At 71.9% G+C, this 18,075-nt stretch carries 21 protein-coding genes and 1 tRNA gene; 4 read left to right on the forward strand and 18 right to left on the reverse strand.

From position 1 onward, the window contains the following. Positions 1–130 precede the first annotated feature (130 nt). The 3 genes from ACWCWD_RS27855 to ACWCWD_RS27865 form a co-directional block, all read right to left on the reverse strand. Positions 131–946: a YceI family protein gene (locus ACWCWD_RS27855; RefSeq protein ID WP_450776846.1), complete on the reverse strand. Its 816-nt coding sequence runs from the start codon at positions 944–946 to the stop codon at positions 131–133. A 172-nt stretch (positions 947–1,118) separates the two neighbouring features. Further along, positions 1,119–3,590 (reverse strand): MFS transporter, encoded by a 2,472-nt coding sequence (locus ACWCWD_RS27860; protein ID WP_450776848.1) that lies wholly within the window; start codon positions 3,588–3,590, stop codon positions 1,119–1,121. 23 nt (positions 3,591–3,613) lie between these two features. Beyond that, positions 3,614–4,195 (reverse strand): MarR family winged helix-turn-helix transcriptional regulator, encoded by a 582-nt coding sequence (locus ACWCWD_RS27865; RefSeq protein ID WP_450776850.1) that lies wholly within the window; start codon positions 4,193–4,195, stop codon positions 3,614–3,616. 309 nt (positions 4,196–4,504) lie between these two features. Between ACWCWD_RS27865 and ACWCWD_RS27870 the strand changes: the two genes are divergently transcribed. Beyond that, a complete protein-coding gene (locus ACWCWD_RS27870; RefSeq protein WP_450776852.1) occupies positions 4,505–4,723 on the forward strand; it encodes a hypothetical protein in 219 nt (72 codons plus the stop codon). Between the two features lie 290 nt (positions 4,724–5,013). On the opposite strand, the gene ACWCWD_RS27875 is transcribed toward ACWCWD_RS27870, so the two are convergent. The 10 genes from ACWCWD_RS27875 to ACWCWD_RS27920 form a co-directional block, all read right to left on the reverse strand. After that, positions 5,014–5,868 (reverse strand): RNA polymerase sigma factor SigF, encoded by an 855-nt coding sequence (locus tag ACWCWD_RS27875; protein ID WP_266706395.1) that lies wholly within the window; start codon positions 5,866–5,868, stop codon positions 5,014–5,016. Positions 5,869–6,102: 234 nt separating this feature from the next. After that, the gene (locus tag ACWCWD_RS27880) at positions 6,103–6,981 is read right to left on the reverse strand and encodes an RNA polymerase sigma factor SigF (RefSeq protein ID WP_450776854.1); all 879 of its coding nucleotides are present in this window, start codon (positions 6,979–6,981) and stop codon (positions 6,103–6,105) included. Positions 6,982–7,393: 412 nt separating this feature from the next. After that, a complete protein-coding gene (locus ACWCWD_RS27885) occupies positions 7,394–7,687 on the reverse strand; it encodes a Dabb family protein (protein ID WP_450776856.1) in 294 nt (97 codons plus the stop codon). Between the two features lie 12 nt (positions 7,688–7,699). Continuing rightward, complete coding sequence (locus ACWCWD_RS27890) at positions 7,700–7,864, reverse strand: hypothetical protein (RefSeq protein WP_266706389.1); 165 nt, start codon at positions 7,862–7,864, stop codon at positions 7,700–7,702. A gap of 463 nt (positions 7,865–8,327) precedes the next feature. Beyond that, the gene (locus tag ACWCWD_RS27895; RefSeq protein ID WP_450776858.1) at positions 8,328–8,765 is read right to left on the reverse strand and encodes a PIN domain-containing protein; all 438 of its coding nucleotides are present in this window, start codon (positions 8,763–8,765) and stop codon (positions 8,328–8,330) included. Continuing rightward, positions 8,762–9,004: a FitA-like ribbon-helix-helix domain-containing protein gene (locus ACWCWD_RS27900; RefSeq protein ID WP_450776860.1), complete on the reverse strand. Its 243-nt coding sequence runs from the start codon at positions 9,002–9,004 to the stop codon at positions 8,762–8,764. Before ACWCWD_RS27900 ends, ACWCWD_RS27895 begins: the two co-directional genes overlap by 4 nt. 123 nt (positions 9,005–9,127) lie before the next feature. Next, positions 9,128–9,212: transfer RNA gene (locus ACWCWD_RS27905), tRNA-Ser, on the reverse strand. Between the two features lie 45 nt (positions 9,213–9,257). Further along, complete coding sequence (gene tadA / locus ACWCWD_RS27910; protein ID WP_450776991.1) at positions 9,258–9,686, reverse strand: tRNA adenosine(34) deaminase TadA; 429 nt, start codon at positions 9,684–9,686, stop codon at positions 9,258–9,260. Between the two features lie 111 nt (positions 9,687–9,797). Continuing rightward, complete coding sequence (locus tag ACWCWD_RS27915) at positions 9,798–10,373, reverse strand: tRNA adenosine deaminase-associated protein (RefSeq protein ID WP_450776862.1); 576 nt, start codon at positions 10,371–10,373, stop codon at positions 9,798–9,800. Positions 10,374–10,592: 219 nt separating this feature from the next. Further along, positions 10,593–10,847, reverse strand: coding sequence for a hypothetical protein (locus tag ACWCWD_RS27920; protein ID WP_450776864.1), 255 nt, complete (start codon positions 10,845–10,847; stop codon positions 10,593–10,595). Positions 10,848–10,998: 151 nt separating this feature from the next. Here ACWCWD_RS27920 and upp point away from each other — a divergent pair, with 151 nt between their 5' ends. Further along, on the forward strand, positions 10,999–11,634 hold the full coding sequence (gene upp / locus ACWCWD_RS27925; protein WP_390963987.1) for a uracil phosphoribosyltransferase: 636 nt from the start codon (positions 10,999–11,001) through the stop codon (positions 11,632–11,634). A 76-nt stretch (positions 11,635–11,710) separates the two neighbouring features. On the opposite strand, the gene ACWCWD_RS27930 is transcribed toward upp, so the two are convergent. The 5 genes from ACWCWD_RS27930 to ACWCWD_RS27950 all read right to left on the reverse strand — a co-directional run bounded on the left by ACWCWD_RS27930 (position 11,711) and on the right by ACWCWD_RS27950 (position 15,830). Next, a complete protein-coding gene (locus ACWCWD_RS27930; protein ID WP_450776993.1) occupies positions 11,711–12,310 on the reverse strand; it encodes a LytR C-terminal domain-containing protein in 600 nt (199 codons plus the stop codon). A 178-nt stretch (positions 12,311–12,488) separates the two neighbouring features. Further along, positions 12,489–12,785, reverse strand: coding sequence for a type II toxin-antitoxin system VapB family antitoxin (locus ACWCWD_RS27935; RefSeq protein ID WP_266706381.1), 297 nt, complete (start codon positions 12,783–12,785; stop codon positions 12,489–12,491). Between the two features lie 331 nt (positions 12,786–13,116). Continuing rightward, positions 13,117–14,667 (reverse strand): M28 family metallopeptidase, encoded by a 1,551-nt coding sequence (locus tag ACWCWD_RS27940; protein WP_450776866.1) that lies wholly within the window; start codon positions 14,665–14,667, stop codon positions 13,117–13,119. Further along, positions 14,664–15,350 carry an HhH-GPD-type base excision DNA repair protein gene (locus tag ACWCWD_RS27945; RefSeq protein ID WP_450776868.1) on the reverse strand — a complete coding sequence of 229 codons (687 nt, stop codon included), beginning with the start codon at positions 15,348–15,350 and terminating at the stop codon, positions 14,664–14,666. Before ACWCWD_RS27945 ends, ACWCWD_RS27940 begins: the two co-directional genes overlap by 4 nt. A 60-nt stretch (positions 15,351–15,410) precedes the next feature. Next, on the reverse strand, positions 15,411–15,830 hold the full coding sequence (locus ACWCWD_RS27950; protein ID WP_450776870.1) for a YciI family protein: 420 nt from the start codon (positions 15,828–15,830) through the stop codon (positions 15,411–15,413). A 190-nt stretch (positions 15,831–16,020) separates the two neighbouring features. Here ACWCWD_RS27950 and cbiE point away from each other — a divergent pair, with 190 nt between their 5' ends. Together cbiE and cobM are read left to right on the forward strand one after the other, a co-directional pair. Continuing rightward, the gene (gene cbiE, locus ACWCWD_RS27955) at positions 16,021–17,313 is read left to right on the forward strand and encodes a precorrin-6y C5,15-methyltransferase (decarboxylating) subunit CbiE (RefSeq protein WP_450776871.1); all 1,293 of its coding nucleotides are present in this window, start codon (positions 16,021–16,023) and stop codon (positions 17,311–17,313) included. Next, positions 17,310–18,059, forward strand: a complete 750-nt coding sequence (gene cobM / locus ACWCWD_RS27960) for a precorrin-4 C(11)-methyltransferase (protein ID WP_450776873.1) — start codon at positions 17,310–17,312, stop codon at positions 18,057–18,059. Before cbiE ends, cobM begins: the two co-directional genes overlap by 4 nt. Positions 18,060–18,075 lie beyond the last annotated feature (16 nt).

The raw sequence follows: 18,075 nt of genomic DNA on the forward strand, positions 1-18,075 counted from the left end.
GAGCAGGGGGGTGCCCCGGACGCACGACGGGCCGGTCACCGGCGGAAGGCGTACCTTCCGCGCGTGACCGGCCCGTACGACGCGGCTCGGAACGGCCGCACTCGCGCACGGCCCAGGAGGGCCGCACGGCTCAGGAGGGCAGCGTGTTCCCCTGCACCGCCTGGATGTCCAGCTCCACGCGGAGCGTCGTGCCGATGGCGGAGATGCCCGCCTTCACGACCTGGTTGTAGTTCATCGCGAAGTCGTCGCGGCGCAGCTCGGCCGTGGCGCGGAACGCCGCGCGGACCCCGCCCCACGGGTCGGGGCCGGTGCCGAGGTAGGTGAGGTCGAGGTCGACCGGGCGGGCGATGCCCCGCATCGTCAGCTCGCCGTGCACGGTCCAGCGGTCCGGTCCTGCCGGGGTCAGACCGTTGGAGTTGTACGCGAGCTCGGGGAACCGGTCCACGTCGAGGAAGTCCGCCGACCGCAGGTGCTTGTCGCGCATGCCGTTGCCGGTGTCGATGCTGGCCGCGTCGATGACGGCGTCCACCCGGGAGCGGGCGATGTCCTCGTCGATCACGATGCGGCCGCTGAACTCGGTGAAGCGGCCGCGCACGCTGGAGATGCCCAGGTGCTGGGCGGAGGCGGCCACCGAGCTGTGCGCGGGGTCCAGCGACCAGTCGCCGGGCGGCGGGAGTTCCACGCCGCCCTGGCGGGCCAGGACCACGGTGCCGGCCTCGATACGGCCGCTGGCCGTGACGAGGGCGGTGGAGGCGGCGGGCGCGTAACCGATGGCGGTCACGATCACCGTGTACGCGCCGGCGGGCAGCGGTTCGTCCGTGCGGGTCGCTCCGTCCTCGTCGGCGGTGGCGCGCAGTATCTGGTTGCCGGTCATGTCGGTGACCGTGACGATCGCGTGCTGGACGGCCCAGCCGTCCCGCGTCCGTACCTGTGCGCGAAGTCCCATACCGTTCTCTCTCCTTGTTCACTGACTCGCTGACTCATGGAACGAGTCGGGCCCCGGCGGCGGGGCGGCAGGCCGTCCCCTGCCTGCCGCACGCGCCACCGGGGCCCATTTCCACCGGCCGGGACCGACTCTCCGCTGAAAGTACTGTCCCGGCAGGGGGCTTATCGCCCGGTCACTCGCCGGGGTGGACGAGTTCGATGTCGTGTCCGTCGATCCCGTGACCGGCGACGGTCACGGTGCTCGCCACCGGCGGGTAGCCGGTCGCGACGACGGAGTACTCACCGGCGTCCAGATCGGTGAAGGCGTACGCGCCGTCCGCACCGGTCGTGGAGGTGGCGACGACATTGCCCGCCGCGTCGATCAGGGTGACGCGGGCGTCCGTGAGGGCGTTGCCCGCGGACCCGGCGCGCACCGTGCCCTGGACCAGCGCGCCCGCCTGGAGGGCGGCCTCGGCCCGGGTGACACCCGTGCCGGCGATCTCCACCGGGAGGGCCAGCGGACGGTATCCGGCCGCGTTCACCGCGAGCGTCACCGGGCCGGGGACCAGCTCGCCGAAGGCGAAGTCACCGGTCTCGCCGGAGGTGCCGGTGGCGAGCACGTCGCCGCGCACGTCGGTCACGATGACCATGGCGCCCTGGATCGGGGTGCCGGCCTCGGCGGCCCGGACCGTACCGGCCAGTCCGCTGGTGCCGGAGAGCAGGATGTCGAAGGCCAGCGGCTCGTCACCGACGACGATCGTGGACGCCTGCGGCTGGCAGCCGTCGGCGGACGCGATCAGCACGTAGCTGCCGTTGCCGGGGGCGTCGAGGACGTACGAGCCGTCCTCCTGGGCCACCGAACGGCCCAGCTGACGGCCGCCGAGCGAGATCAGCGTGACGGCGGCCCGGGCGACCGGAGCGTTGTCCGCGCCGCGCACCACACCGCGCACCGGGGTGCCCTGGATGACGGGCGCCTCGGTCGGGGTGACCGCCGGAGCGACGGCCACCGGGGCGGCGACGGTCTCGGCCGGGGCGGCGTCCGCCGGGGCGGCGACGGCGGCGGCCGGAGCGGCGTCCGCCGGAGCCGCCGCGGCCTCGCCGCCGGCGTTCGTCCGGAGCGCGACCTCCTTGATGAAGATCGCGAAGAGGAAGGCGAGCAGTGCGCACGGGGCGGCGAACAGGAAGACGTCACCGACGCCGTGGCCGTACGCGGCCTCGACGACCGCACGCATCGGGGCGGGCAGCGTCGCCAGGTCCGGGATGCCGCCGCCGGTGCCGCCGGTGCTCTTGACACCGAGGTCCGAGAGACCGTCCGTCACGTAGTGGGTGACGCGGTTGGCCATGACGGCACCGAGCGCCGAGACGCCGATGGCGCCACCGAGCGAACGGAAGAACGTGACCACGGAGCTGGCCGCACCGAGGTCCTGGGGGGCGACCTGGTTCTGCGCGGCGAGGACCAGGTTCTGCATCATCATGCCGACACCGGCACCGACGAGGAACATGAAGATCGCGACGTGCCAGTACGTCGTGTCGTACCGGATCGTGCCCAGCAGGCCGAGACCCGCGGTGACCAGGACGCCACCGGAGACGAGCCAGTACTTCCAGCGGCCGGTCCGGGTGATGACCTGACCGGAGATGGTCGAGGAGAGGAAGAGACCCGCGATCATCGGGATCGTCATGACGCCGGACATCGTCGGCGTCTTGCCGCGCGCCAGCTGGAAGTACTGGCTGAAGAAGACGGTGCCCGCGAACATCGCGACACCGACGAAGAGCGAGGCCACGGAGGCGAGGGTGATCGTCCGGTTGCGGAAGAGCCGCAGCGGGATGATCGGCTCGCGGGCCTTCGACTCGGTGAAGACGAACGCGCCGATGAGGGCCACGACGCCCAGCAGCATCACGACGGTCTGCCAGGAACCCCAGGCGTACTTGTCGCCGGCGAAGGTCACCCAGAGCAGCAGCAGCGAGACGCCCGCGCTGATGAAGAACGCGCCGGTCCAGTCGACCTTGACGTCACGCTTGACGACCGGGAGCTTCAGGGTCTTCTGGAGCACGAAGAGGGCGATGATCGCGAACGGCACACCCACGTAGAAGCACCAGCGCCAGCCCATCCAGCTGGTGTCGGTGATGACACCGCCGAGCAGCGGACCGCCCACGGTGGCGACGGCGAAGACGGCACCGAGGTAACCGCTGTACCGGCCGCGCTCACGCGGGGAGATCATCGCGGCGAGCACGACCTGGGCGAGGGCGGAGAGACCGCCGACGCCGATGCCCTGGACCACGCGGAAGACGATGAGCATCCCGGAGCTGGTCGAGAGACCGGCGGCGCAGGAGCCCAGCACGTAGATGACCAGGGCTATCTGGACGAGCAGCTTCTTGGAGAAGAGGTCCGAGAGCTTGCCCCAGATCGGGGTGGTCGCGGTCATCGCCAGCAGGGAGGCCGTGACCACCCAGGTGTAGGCGCTCTGGCCGCCGCCGAGGTCGGAGATGATGTGGGGGAGGGCGTTGGAGACGACCGTCGACGACAGGATCGCGACGAACATGCCGAGCAGGAGCCCGGTCAGGGCCTCCATGATCTCCCGGTGAGTCATCGGCGTGCCGGCGGGAGCTTCTGAGCCCCCGTGCTTGGCGTGGCCGCCCCGCACACCGGTTGGTGTGGTCGTAGCCATGAATGTCCTTTGCTTTGCTTCTGTTACAGAGGTGTACGGGTGTCCGTCGGGTCGCCGGCGACCGGAACGAGCCCTTCCGCGGGCTTCTGGTCCGGGTCGGAACCCTTCGGGACGGTGGGTCCGGTGAGCCGCGCGCGACAGTCGTCGGTGTGCCGTCCGGGGGTGCACGCACTGGGCGTGCGGGCGGCGAAGCTGCCGCAGAGCCGTGCCAGCAAGGTGACGAGATGTCCGACTTCGTCGTCGGACCAGTCCGCGAGGGTGTGCGCGAACACCTCCGTGCTCCGACGGCTGAGGTCGGCGAGCACGTCGTGTCCGGACGAGGTCAGCCGCAAGATGCGCGACCGCTTGTCCGTGGGGTCGGAAAACCGCTCTATCCAGCCGCGTTCCGCCACGTGGGCGACGTGCCTGCTGGTCACGGACATGTCCACGGAGAGCAGCTCGGCGAGCCGGCTGATGCGCATCTCGCCGTGCTGCGCGAGCAGGGTGAGCACCGCGGCCGAGCCGCCGGGGCAGTCGGCGGGCAGCGCGCGGGAGAGTCCCCGCTTCACGACGCCCACCGCGCTGAGGTGCCGGGCCAGCTCTTCGTACTGACTCCGTGCGGCCACGGGCACCCCCAGACTTCTGCATATCTTGTTGCTTAGGGCAACCATAGAAGCCGTTGGTTGCTGCAGGCAAACTAAATGGTGCTTGCAAAAGTAAAGGAACCCAAAAGGCTGCGTAGGCTCTCGGTCAAAGCCCCAGCGTGTGGCCTCGGCGAGTCAATCGTGTGTCTCACACCACAGAGTGAAGGCGCCCGCGTGCTCATGTTGACGTCGCGCGGTCTTGTGGAGATGAGGGGAATGTCCGTACGAACCGGCGCCCGCCCGTCCCCCGGGGGTTGGGCGGAAGGCCCGAGTTCGCTAGGGTCCTGGCCCATGGCACACAACCCCCACGCCCCTCAGCAGGGCCCCGCGGGCAATGACGACCCGGCAGGCAGCACGCAGATGTTCCGCGCCTTCGTCGACGACGGAGAGCCGCAGCGCCGGCCGCAGCAGGCCGCCCCGTCCGGCGGCGGTCCGAAGACCGGGGTGATCGTGGCCGTCGTCGCGGTCGTCGTCGTCCTCGCCGCGGTCGCCTGGCTCGCACTCGGCTGATCCGCAGCACCGTCCGGCCACTCGGCGGCCTCCGTCCTACGGGGGCCGCCGACGCGTTTCCCGGCGCAGGCGCAGGCGCAGGCGCATGGCGCACGGCGGCGCACGAGGAACGGTGCGCCGCTTACGGCACGGCGCGGCACGGTGCGGCACACCGCGCAGGCGCGTCGCGGCGCCTGGAACCGGACCGGCCGGACGTACCGGGGCGCGACCCGGGGACGTCCGGGCACGGCCCGGGCTCTGGGGGTACCGCCGGGGGCGCGTGGACGCGTCTCCCCGGCGGCCGGGACCCGTCAGTCGGTGATGAGCCCCTCGCGCAGCTGCGCGAGCGTACGGGTCAGCAGGCGGGAGACGTGCATCTGCGAGATGCCGACCTCCTCGCCGATCTGCGACTGGGTCATGTTGGCGAAGAACCGCAGCATGATGATCTGCCGCTCGCGGGGCGCGAGCTTGGCCAGCAGCGGCTTGAGGGACTCGCGGTACTCGACCCCTTCCAGCGCGGTGTCCTCGTACCCCAGGCGGTCCGCGAGGGAGCCCTCGCCGCCGTCGTCCTCGGGGGACGGGGAGTCGAGCGAGGAGGCGGTGTAGGCGTTGCCGACGGCGAGCCCGTCGACGACGTCCTCCTCGGAGACACCGAGCGCCTTGGCCAGCTCCGGGACGGTCGGCGAGCGGTCGAGCCGCTGCGCCAGTTCGTCGCTGGTCTTGGTGAGCGCCAGGCGCAGCTCCTGGAGCCGGCGGGGGACCCGCACGGACCACGAGGTGTCACGGAAGAACCGCTTGATCTCGCCCACGACGGTCGGCATGGCGAACGTCGGGAACTCCACCCCCCGTTCGCAGTCGAACCGGTCGATCGCCTTGATCAGGCCGATGGTGCCGACCTGGACGATGTCCTCCATCGGTTCGTTGCGGCTGCGGAACCGCGCCGCCGCGTACCGCACCAGCGGGAGGTTGAGCTCGATGAGTGTGTCGCGTACGTAGGCCCGCTCCGGGCTGTCCGTTCCCTCGGGACCGAGTGCGGCGAGCCGCAGGAACAGGGAGCGGGACAGCGTACGGGTGTCGATGGCTTCCGACGAGCTGGTGAGCACGGCAGGCGCGGGCGCGCTCTTCGTGAGCGTGAGCACCTTCGAGCTGCCCTGGTCTACGGACATGCCACCCCCTTGAGGTCGCGGACGGTCGCGGTGGCCGCGACCATCGGAGGAACGCAGCCTCCACCTGAATACCGGAGGGGAGGCTGCGGCAAACGCGGTTCCAGCAGAATGTCACATGTCGGCAACACGCTGTAGTGACATGTCGATAAGTCAGCGCCGCGTATGCGCAGGAAGCAAGGGGTGCGGGGGAGAAGGGCGCCGGAAAACCGCTTGGAGACGGTCTACCCGTTCTGGTTAGGCCTCGATCCTGTTTGCGGATCGCAGTCGGGCGAAACTTCTGGCCAAAAGTCTTGACACGTGCATCTGGGAGACGCCCAGTTCGGCACTGATCTGGGACTGTGTCAGGTTGCTGTAGTAGCGCAGCAGCAGGATCCGCTGCTCGCGCTCGGGCAGCTGCACGAGCAGGTGCCGTACGAGATCGCGGTGTTCGACCCCGGCGAGCGCCGGGTCCTCGTACCCGAGGCGGTCGAGCAGGCCGGGCAGTCCGTCGCCCTCCTGGGCCGCCTCCAGCGAGGTCGCGTGGTAGGACCGGCCGGCCTCGATGCAGGCCAGCACCTCGTCCTCGGAGATCCGCAGCCGCTCGGCGATCTCGGCGGTGGTCGGGGAGCGTCCGTGAGCGGTCGTCAGGTCCTCGGTCGCCCCGGTGACCTGCACCCAGAGTTCGTGCAGGCGGCGGGGCACGTGGACGGTGCGGACGTTGTCCCGGAAGTAGCGCTTGATCTCGCCCACCACGGTCGGCATGGCGAACGTGGGGAACTGGACGCCGCGTTCGGGGTCGAACCGGTCGATCGCGTTGATCAGGCCGATGGTGCCGACCTGGACGACGTCCTCCATCGGCTCGTTGCGGCTCCGGAAGCGAGCCGCCGCGTACCGGACCAGCGGCAGGTTCGCCTCGATCAGCGCGGCCCGCACCCTGCGGTGGTCGGCCGTGCCCGGTTCGAGCTCCTTGAGCTGGCCGAAGAGCAGCTGGGTGAGTGCCCTGGTGTCGGCGCCCCGGGTTCTCGCTGGGGGCGCGGAGGGGTCGGGCGTCTCGGTCTGGATGTCGTCGGACAGCTCGGTCCGGTCCTTCTGGACGGTCTGGGGAGGCACTTGAGGCGCTGCACTGGCCGGCACGGTGACGCCACCCCTTCACGGTCGACTTCGCGGTCACGCGTCATGGTCGAACTGCACGGTCGACTGACAGCCAACGTGACGGACAACTGCGGTCAATTCATCCATCAAAAGCGGTCATAGCATCACAAGACATGTCCACTGTGTGCAAGCACCGTATATAGCCGTGTTGGAGTCAAACGGGTTTAAAAGCCAGCAAAAGCCCCCCACCTGAGAGGTGAGGGGCTGTGACCGACGACCGGCGGGCCGTGACCGCACCGCGCGGGACATCCGTACGAAGGCGGCGCGCACGTGCGCGAAGAGGGGGACGAAGGTGGCGCGCACCCGCGCGAAGTCGAGGAGTGACCGGGGCGCGAGACCCGTGCGCCCCGCGCGCAGGACCCGTGAACGGACCGTGCGCCGGGGCGCGTACGGTTCAGAAGGGGTAGTCGGCGATGACCCAGGTGGCGAACTCGCGCCACTGTCCGGCCGCCGCCTGGTGCGCCGGGTGCTCGATGTACCGCACGAGCGCGTCCGCGTCGGCGACGGCGGAGTTGATGGCGAAGTCGTACGCGATGGGCCGGTCGGTGATGTTCCAGGCGCACTCCCAGAACTCCAGCTCGGGGATGAGCCCGTCCAGTTCGCGGAATGCCTTCTCGCCGGCCACGACCCGCGGATCGTCCCGCTCGACGCCTTCGTTCAGCTTGAACAGGACCAGGTGGCGGATCATCGGCGGTCGCTCCTACTTCACCAGCTCGGACATGAAGTCCCCGACGCCCTGGGCGGCGCTGGAGATGCCTTCGAACCCTACCTGGACGAGGTCGGCGGCCCTCGCGGGCGACGTGATGATCGTGTAGAGCACGAAGACCACCACGATATAGAGCGCGATCTTCCTCGCTTGCGCCACAGCCCTGCCTCCCCCTCGGTCCCCCGCGCGGTCGGCAGATTCTATCCGTACACCTGGTCGGATTCGGGGCTCGCAGGCGATCGTTGTTCGAACGCCGCGGGAGGTCCGGCACTCGGTGCCCGGCCCTCTCGGGACCAACGGCCCTGCGACAGGGGCCCTTCACCGGCCCGCACGGGCGGCGCCGGCGGGCACGATGGAAGCACGGCCCGGCGGACCAGGCAGGAATCCGCAGGGCACGGGACAGGCCCTCTCTGTGGGGTCCGGTCGCGGCGCTCCCCCCGACCGCGGCGGGACCAGTAGGGACTGTCCCCCTCGGGGGAGGCGGCTTGTCCCCCCGATGCCGCTTCCCCCGCCCCAAGGTCCCCCGCCTTGGCTCCGGCCCCGGCCACCTCTTCCGTGAGGGCCGGGGCCGTCGTAGTGCCCGGGGCGGTGCGGTACCCGCGCCCCGGGATGCGTCGGTGGGTCAGCCGCGCATCCCCGTCGCCTCGTTCCAGGGATTCACGAGCGTGACGCCGGTGCTCTCGAAGTCCTTGACGTTCCTGGTCGCCAGCGTGGCCTTGCGGCTGGCGCAGATCGCCGCGATCTGGGCATCGGCGGCGGCGATCGGCCGGCCGAGCCGTTCCCGGGCCATCACGATGTCCGCGTACCGCGTGGCCGCAGCCGCGTCGAACACCTCGATACGTCCACCGAGGTCCTCGAACAGCATCGCGTCGATGCCTTCGGCGAGCTCGGACCTGCGCTTGCCGTCGGGCAACCGACGCACCCCGTACCACAGCTCCGCGGCGGTCATCGCGGTCGTCATGACCTCCTCGGGCACGAGGCTGTCGAGCCAGTCGACGACCCGCGGGTCGGGAACCGACTTCACCAGCTCCGACAGGACATTGGTGTCGAGAATGATCATTCGAAGTCAGCCGATCGTGGCGCGTCCTGTCGGGCGGGCAGGTCCAGTTCCGGTCCGTCGAGGCCGGCGAACCGTTCCCGGATGCGAGACCCCAACGGCCGGGAAGAAGGGGCGGACGTGAGCTGCTCGCTGAGAATCGCGCGCACCTCGGCCTCCATCGAGCGACCGTGCCGCGCGGCCTGTACGCGCAGCCGGGCGTGTATCGCGTCGTCGAGTCCCCGGATGGTCAGAGTTGCCATGGCGCCTCCCTCATTCTGCTTTCAATGCTAGCAGTGCTGTCGGTTCCTTGACTTGATCGAGGCGGCGGCTGAACGCAAAACACCCCCCTGACTGCGTTTCCGCAGATCAGAGGGGTGTAAGAGCGGTAGCGGAGGGATTTGAACCCTCGGTGAGTTTCCCCACACTCGCTTTCGAGGCGAGCTCCTTCGGCCGCTCGGACACGCTACCGAGAGAGAGCTTAGACCATGACGGCCCGGGATCAGAAATCAGTTGTCACAGAGCCCGGAAAAAGGCCGTGAGCTGTGCCGAACACTCCTCTTCCAGGACCCCGTGGATCACCTCGGGCCGGTGGTTGAGACGGCGGTCGCGCACGACGTCGAAGAGCGAGCCGGCGGCCCCGGCCTTGTCGTCGCGCGCACCGTAGACGACCCGGTCCACGCGCGACTGCACGAGCGCGCCCGCGCACATCGTGCAGGGCTCCAGGGTCACCACGAGCGTGCAGCCGTGGAGCCGCCACTGCCCGAGGGCGGCGGCGGCTCCACGTACGGCGAGGATCTCGGCGTGCGCGGTCGGATCGCCGGTCGCCTCGCGCTCGTTGCGGCCCGTGGCGATCGTCGATCCGTCCGGTCCCAGGACGACGGCACCGACCGGAACATCACCGGCCAGCGCCGCCTGCGCCGCCTCGTCCAGGGCATGGCGCATCGGGGCCCGCCACGGGTCCCGTACGGGATCGGTGGCGTAGGACGCGAGAAGGGGGGTGGGGGAAGGCGGGGGCGGGGGTTCTTCGGGGGGTGGTGCGGTCACCCGCGGACCTTAGCGGACGCTCTCCAGTACTTCGTCCGCCCCCAGCGCGTCGGCGATCTCCGCCAGCGCGTCGGTCCGCAGGGTCAGCAGCGCCTGCTCGGAGAGGCCGAGGTCGGCGAGGATCGAGGCGTCCCCGATCGGTCCCGCCGGCACGGCGTCCGGGTCGTCGTCCGCTTCGACGGGCGCGGCCCGCCGGGCGGTGGCGCCGTCGTCGTCTCCGTGGCCGAACTCCGGATCGTCGGCCTCGTCGTCTTCGAGCCCGACGAGTTCCTCCAGAGCGGCGATCTCGTCCTCGGCCCCCGGTTCGCGGCCGAGCAGTTCGTCGGTGAGCAGGATCTCCCCGTACGAGGATCGGGCGGCGGCGGCGGCGTCCGAGACGTAGATCCGGGGGTCCTCCTCACCGTCCACGCGGACGACGCCGAACCACGCGTCCTCCTGCTCGATGTAGACGAGGACCGTGTCCTCGTCCACCGAGGCGTCCCGGGCCAGATCCGTCAGGTCGGACAGGGCCTCCACATCGTCGAGCTCCGTATCGCTCGCTTCCCACCCGTCTTCGGTGCGCGCGAGCAGTGCGGCGAAGTACACCGTGACACTCCCACTGGTCAGAGGTGATATTCGGTCCGACGGGAGGGCAGACGATTGTCCGACTGCGCCGAGCCCCGCCCAATCGGCATCGTGGCAGAAACATCGGCCGAGCGAGACCTCTTCGGACGTTGCGTCGGCCATCAGTTCCGCAAGGGCCCGGTCGGCGGAAGCCGCTCCGGAGCACTCCGGCAGGGGCGAACGCGCCCGTCGGAGCCCCCGTCACCAGCGGAAGGTGCGCATCCGCATCTGTTGGCGCATACGGGCCGCGCGGGCCCGGCGGGGCTGGACCCGGTCCCGCAGCTGCTTCGCCTCGTGCAGTTCGCGGAGGAACTGCGCCCGGCGACGGCGGCGGGCCGCGTCACTCTCCTGCGTGTGCTCCGTACTGGTCGGCGCGTCGCGCTCGTCGCGCACGTCGCGTGCTTCGAGTCGTCCCCGCGTCGCGGGCTCGTCCCGCTTCGGCTCCCGGTCAGGCATCCGCACACCACCCCAAGGCTGGTCCGTATGCCTCACCTTCCCCCCGAACGAGTGGATGATGCCAGTGCTGGCGTCCGGGCGGGCTCGGGCGTGCCCCGCCTCCGCCGGGGAGGAAGCTCGCGGCGCGCGGGAGGCCGTTAGTGTTGACGGCATGCGGATCCATGTCGTCGACCACCCACTGGTGGCGCACAAACTCACCACCCTGCGCGACAAGCGCACCGACTCCCCGACCTTCCGCCGGCTCGCCGACGAGCTGGTCACCCTGCTCGCCTACGAGGCGACCCGGGACGTGCGGACCGAGCTGGTCGACATCGAGACCCCGGTCGCGCGGACGGCGGGCGTGAAGCTGTCGTACCCCCGGCCCCTCGTCGTACCGATCCTGCGCGCCGGTCTCGGCATGCTGGACGGCATGGTGCGGCTGCTGCCGACCGCGGAGGTCGGTTTCCTCGGCATGATCCGCAACGAGGAGACGCTCCAGGCGGAGACGTACGCGACCCGGATGCCGGAGGACCTCTCCGGCCGCCAGGTCTACGTCCTCGACCCGATGCTGGCGACCGGCGGGACGCTCGTCGCCGCGATCCGCGAGCTCATCAAGCGGGGCGCCGACGACGTCACCGCCGTCGTGCTGCTGGCGGCGCCGGAGGGCGTCGAGATCATGGAGCGCGAGCTGGCGGACGCCCCGGTCACCGTGGTCACCGCCTCGGTGGACGAGCGGCTCAACGAGAACGGCTACATCGTTCCGGGGCTGGGCGACGCGGGCGACCGGATGTACGGCACGGCCGACTAGAACGCGTTCACACGACGAAGACGGCCGGTCACAGGTGGGGTGACCGGCCGTCGTCGTGTCCGCGCGGGCTTTCGGCTCAGCAGGCGGAGGGGGTGGGAACGGGCTTCGTCAGCGCCGTCAGCGCGGCGGCCGCCGCCTGCGGGGTGCTGAACGCCGTGAACCGGGTGCCCAGGATCAGGTCCACCTCGGCGTTCTCGCGGGCCTCGGTCTTCCGGGCGATGCCCGGCAGCTGGGTCTCCAGGACCGGGAACGCGCTGTCGGCGGCGGTCGGCGGGCCGAGCAGCAGACCGGTGCCGGGAACCTTCTTGTCGTACGCGGCGGGAGCGTTGCCCACCTCGCCGATCTTGAAGCCGCGCTTCTTCAGCTCGTCGGCGGCGGACTTGGCCAGGCCGCTGCGCGGGGTCGCGTTGTAGACGTTGACCGTGATCCGGTTCGGCGCGGGCAGCGTCTTCACGGCCGCCGCCTGCTTCGGGACGGCTCGGCACTCCCGCTTGTGGTCGGCCGCCTGTGCCGTGGTGTCGCCGCCCGAGTAGACGTCGATGAGCTGCAGCGTGCCCCAGCCGGCCAGCCCGAGGGCCACCAGGGAGGCGACGACCGCGAGGACGAGCCTGCGGCGGTGGCGGGGGCGGCGCATCCGGGGATAGGCGTTGCCCGTGATGCGGTACTTTCCGCCCATGCCGGGGGGAGTGAGCATGCTCATGTGCGCAGCGTAGTGCGGGCCGCCGATGATGCGTACTAAATGATCAACCGATGGCACCCGCATGCGTCGGAAAACACTCGAAAGGGCCCGACGGCGCGGGGTCCGGGGCGCGGCGGTGGTAGAGGGGCGGACCGGGCCGCACCGGGTGGTGCCGTCAGCCGAGTTCGAGCACGCGGGCGTGGAGCACCTGGCGCTGCTGGAGCGCGGCGCGGACCGCGCGGTGCAGCCCGTCCTCCAGGTAGAGGTCGCCCTGCCACTTCACGACGTGCGCGAAGAGGTCGCCGTAGAAGGTGGAGTCCTCGGCGAGAAGCGTTTCCAGGTCCAGCTCGCCCTTCGTGGTCACGAGCTGGTCGAGGCGAACCGGGCGCGGCGCGACGTCGGCCCACTGGCGGGTGCTTTCCCGGCCGTGGTCGGGGTATGGCCGCCCATTTCCGATGCGCTTGAAGATCACACGGAAAGCCTACCGGGGAACAACCACCGTGCGCAGCCGGGGAAGGGGGTCATGATGTCAGTCGAAAGTGAGTGAATCCCCTGAAAACGGAAGGGTGATCTCCCGCAGAGGCGGTGAGGAAAGGGTGTACATCACGCCGACACCCTTGGAAAAAGGGGGAGTTCGTCCGTCTCCGGCGACCGGTGCGGGGACGGTGGGTGGTGTCGGGGTGAACGGGAGCGGTCCTCGGCCCCCGGCGCGGGCAGCGGCGCGCACCGTGCCTCCGCGCCCCTGCCCGCGGGGGCCGCGCGGAGGGCCCGGCGGGTCCGGCCCGCGCGGTGGAGGAACTTCCTCACGCCCTGTCACGGCCGTGGCCGGTACGGAGCCGGCCGCTTCCGTGTCCGTCCGTGCGCACCGCCGCGGGCGCCGGGCCGGTGAGCGGCCGCAGGTCCTGCGCGTAGCTGCCGACCGCGTCCGCGATCACGTCGATGTTGGTCTCGAAGGCGGCTGGGTCGATGTTGTCGAGGGTGTCGCAGGCCGCGTGGTAGCAGGGGTCGTACGCGATCCCCGCCTTGCCGCCGAACTCGGCTGCCTGCGCCGCCGACTTGATCCCCTCCGCGCCGGTGTCCGTACCGCCCGACGGGATGCCGGCCTCGATGAACGGTCCGTAGTCGGACCGCCCGGTGAAGTCGGTGCTCTCGTACGGGGTCCTGTGGCGGTCCAGGAACTCGGCGATCCCGCGCTCCAGTTGGGCGGAGCCGGCCGGGCCGGGGCCCGCGCCGGAGGCTTCCGAGTCGTCGCCGTCGAAGACGAACTGGACGCCGTTGGGCGAGGCGATCATGTCGAAGTTGAGGTAGAGGGCGATCTGTTGGCGCTGGGCAGTGGTCAGTCCGGCGACGTACGCGTCCGAGCCGACGAGTCCGCCCTCCTCGGCCGACCACCAGGCGAACCGGACGGCGTTCGCCGGGGTGCGGTGCGTCGCCGCGAGCCGCAGCGCGACTTCGAGGAGCCCGGCCGAGCCGGAACCGTTGTCGTTGATGCCCGGTCCGTCGGAGACGGAGTCCAGGTGCGCGCCGAGCATGACGGTGTGCGCGGGGTCGCCGCCCGGGGTCTGGGCGACGACGTTGCGGGTGGTGCGCTTCTCCTGGCGCTCGCGGAGTTCGAGAGTCACGGTGACCTTCTCGTCCCCGTCCAGCGCGGTGGCCAGCGCGTCGCCCTCGGCGCGGCTGATGCCTCCGGTGGGGATGCGGACGGCGGCGGGGTCGCCGAGGGTGCCGGTGAGCCTGCCGTCGAGGTCGTTGGAGATCAGCGCCGCGGCCGCGCCCGCCCCGGCCGCGGCCGTCTGCTTCTGCAGGAAGGAGCAGCCGCCCCGCCGGATCAGCGCGATCCGTCCGGTGACCTCGGTCTTCGCGTAGTCGGCCGCCTCGCAGCCGGTGGTCTTGTCGACCGGGACCCGGACCAGCTCGGCGGTGAGCCCGCCCTCCTCGGTCGACGCGGTGTACGTCATCGCCTCCACCTCGGCGTCCCGGGGCTCCGGGGCGACGACGGCCAGCTTCTCGGCGAGGGTCTCGGTCCAGGTGAAGGGGAAGGACTCGTACCCGGCGTCGTAACCGGCCCGGCGGAGCTGCTGGAGGACGTACGCGGCCGAGGCGTCGTGGCCCGCCGATCCTGCGGCCCGGTTTCCGCCCGCCGCGTCGGCCGCCTCCTGGAAGCGGCGCAGATGCCGGTACGCGCCCGTCGCGGAGGAGGCGGCGACGAGTTCCCGGGAGAGCCGGGCGGCCTCCCGCGCCGGGTCCGGTTCCGCGGCGGGCGGCGGGGCCGCCGCGCCCAGCAGCAGCGGGGGGAGCAGCGCGGCGGCGGCGAGGAGCGGCAGCGCGCGGCGGGTCCGTGCGTGGGCGTTCACCGGGCGGCCTTCTTGGCGGGCGCCGCCTTGGCCGCCTTGGCCGCCTTGGCCTCAGCCTTCGCCCGCTGCTTGAACGCGCGGACCTCGGCGAGCGACTCGGGGCCGGTGATGTCGGCGACCGAGCGGTGGCCGCCCTGCTCCCCGTACGCCCCCGCCGCCTCCCGCCAGCCTGGCGGCCGTACGCCGAACTGTTTGCCCAGCAGGGCCAGGAAGATCTGCGCCTTCTGGGTGCCGAAACCGGGCAGCGCCTCCAGCCGGGCCAGCAGCTCCGCGCCGGTGGCGGCGTCGGCCCAGACCGCGTCGGCGTCGCCGTCGTACTCCGCCACGAGGTACTGGCACAGCTGCTGCACCCGCTTGGCCATGGAGCCGGGGTAGCGGTGCAGGGCCGGTTTGTCGGTGAAGAACGCGGTGAACGCCTCGGGGGAGTACCCGGCGATCTCCCGGGCGTCCAGGTCGTCCGAGCCCATCCGCAGGGCCAGCGAGTGGGGTCCGGTGAAGGCCCACTCCATGGGGACCTGCTGGTCGAGCAGCATGCCGACCAGGGCGGCCAGCGGGCTGCGGGCCAGCAGCTCGTCCGCCTCCGGCTGCTGCGCGATCCGAAGGGTGGGGACGCTGTTCCCGCTGTTCCCACCGGACCCGCCGTTCTCAGGGGACTGCCCGGCGTTCTTCCTGCTCGTGGTCATACTGCCGATGGTGGCGGCGGTCGCGGCCGTCGGCGACTCCTGCTGCTGCCGACGGGACGGTCAGTCCCCTTCCGGGGCCTCGCCGACCGGGCGGATCGCCACCGCGCGGTACGGGGCACCCGCGGGCTGCGGGCAGGCGACGACGCGGGCGGCGATCTCGGTGACCCGGTCCAGGCCCGAACACTCCAGCACCCAGTACCCGGCGATCAGCACCTGCGTCCGGTCGTACGGGGCGTCGGCGACGACCGGGGGTCCGCCGTTCGCCCCCGCCGTGACGAACCGGGTCTGGTCCGGGGCGGTGAGGCCGTCGCAGTAGAGCATCTCGCCGGAGGCCTCCAGGTCCTTGTTGAGCGCTTCCATGTGCGCGAACATCGCCTGCCGGTCCTGCTCGCCCCACGCCGGGCCGCCCTCGGTGGACCCGTGGCCGGACATCGCGTCGTAGTCGGCCTGCGAGCCCTGCACCATCACCAGGTACTTCATACGCCTGCACCTCCGCCGTCGTCGTCCCCCCTGTCCCCCACTCCATCGGACACCGCACCGGCCGCCCGCGCGAGCGGGCCCGCCGGGCCCGGCCGGTGGTCGCCCGGGGGCCGGACAGTAGAGTGCGGCAGCGTCTCCCCCCGTCCTCCACCGAAACGCCCCCGAACGCCCCGAACACCGAGGTCCGGCCGTGTCCACCGCCCCGCCCGCATCACCCGGCTCCCCCGAGCACCCGCCCGCCGTACCCCCGGGGCTCCCGGTGGCCGTCGTGGGCATCGGCGCGGACGGCTGGGCGGGCTTGGCGGAACCCGCCCGCACCGCGCTGCTGGAGGCGGAGGTGCTGATCGGCGGCGGGCGCCAGCTCGGCCTGCTGCCCGCCGTCTGCGCGGGCCTGCGGGTGGCGTGGCCCTCGCCGCTGCGCCCCGCCGTCGCGGGTCTGCTCGCCGCCCACCGGGGCCGCCGGATCGCGGTGCTGGCCAGCGGGGACCCGATGTTCTACGGGATCGGCCGCGCGCTCACCGAGGAGCTGGGCGCCGGGGCGCTGCGCGTGCTGCCGCACCCGTCCTCGGTGGCGTACGCCTGCGCCCGGCTCGGCTGGCCCGCCGAGGACACCGAGACCGTCACCCTGGTGGGCCGCCCCGCCGCCCGGCTGCTCGCCGCCCTGCACGACGGCCGACGGCTGCTGGTGCTGAGCGCCGACGCGACCACCCCCGCGACGGTGGCCGCGCTGCTCACCGCGCACGGCTTCGGCCCGAGCCGGCTGACCGTCCTCGAACAGCTCGGCTCGGCCGCCGAGGCACGCCACGAGGGAACCGCCGAGGGCTGGGACCGCCCGGCGGGCGACCCGCTGAACCTCGTCGCCGTGGAGTGCCGCGCCACCCCCGAGGCGCTCCGCCTCGGCCTCGTACCCGGGCTGCCCGACACCGCGTACGAGCACGACGGGCAGCTCACCAAGCGCCATGTCCGGGCCGCGACCCTCGCCGCGCTGGCACCCGCGCCCGGCGAGCTCCTCTGGGACATCGGCGGCGGCTCCGGCTCGATCGCCGTCGAGTGGATGCGCGCCCACCCGTCCTGCCGCGCGGTCACCGTCGAACGCGACGAGGTGCGCGCCGCCCGGATCGGCCGCAACGCCGACCGGCTCGGTGTGCCCGGTCTGCGGGTGGTCTCCGGCCGCGCCCCGCAGGCGCTCGCCGGTCTTCCGGTGCCGGACGCCGTGTTCGTCGGCGGCGGGCTGACCGCCCCCGGGCTGATCGACGCCTGCTGGGACGCGCTGCCCGCCGGGGGACGGCTGGTCGCCAACACCGTCACGCTGGAGTCGGAGGCGCTGCTCGCCGACCGCTACCGCCGCCACGGCGGCGAACTCGTCCGGCTCGCGGTGGCCCACGCCGTCCCGGTCGGCGGTTTCACCGGCTGGCGCCAGGCGATGCCCGTCACCCAGTGGTCCGTCCGCAAGCCCCACGACTCCTCGGGAGAGACCTCATGACCGTGTACTTCATCGGCGCGGGCCCCGGCGCGGCCGACCTGATCACGGTGCGCGGCGCCCGGCTCCTCGCCGCCAGCCCGGTCTGCCTCTACGCGGGCAGCCTGGTGCCCCGCGAGCTGCTCGCCGACTGCCCGCCCGACGCCCGGCTGATCGACACCCAGGGCCTGGACATTGACCAGATCACCGCCGAACTGGTCCGCGCCCACGCCGAGGGCCACGACGTCGCCCGGCTGCACTCCGGCGACCCGTCCGTCTTCAGCGCGGTCAACGAGCAGATGAAGCGGCTCGACGACGCCGGAGTGCCGTACGAAGTGGTGCCCGGGGTCCCCGCGTTCGCCGCCGCGGCCGCCGCGCTCAAGCGGGAGCTGACCGTGCCGACGGTCGGTCAGACGGTCATCCTGACCCGGATCGCCCAGCGGGCCACCGCCATGCCGGAGGGCGAGGACCTGGCCACGCTCGGCCGCAGCGGCGCCCTGCTGGTGCTCCACCTGGCCGCCCGGTACGCGGACCGGGTGGTGGAGGAGCTGCTGCCGCACTACGGGGCCGACTGCCCGGCCGCCGTGGTGGCGATGGCCTCCCGCCCCGACGAGATCGTGCTGCGCGGCACCCTGGAGACCATCGCGGGCCAGGTGAAGGACGCCGGAGTGATCCGTACGGCGGTCATCCTCGTCGGCCGCACCCTGGGCGCGGAGCAGTTCCGCGACAGCCACCTCTACTCGCCGGAGCGCGACCGCCACACCTGCTGAGACACGGGCCCCCGGC

Source organism: Streptomyces sp. NPDC001493, assembly GCF_053597235.1.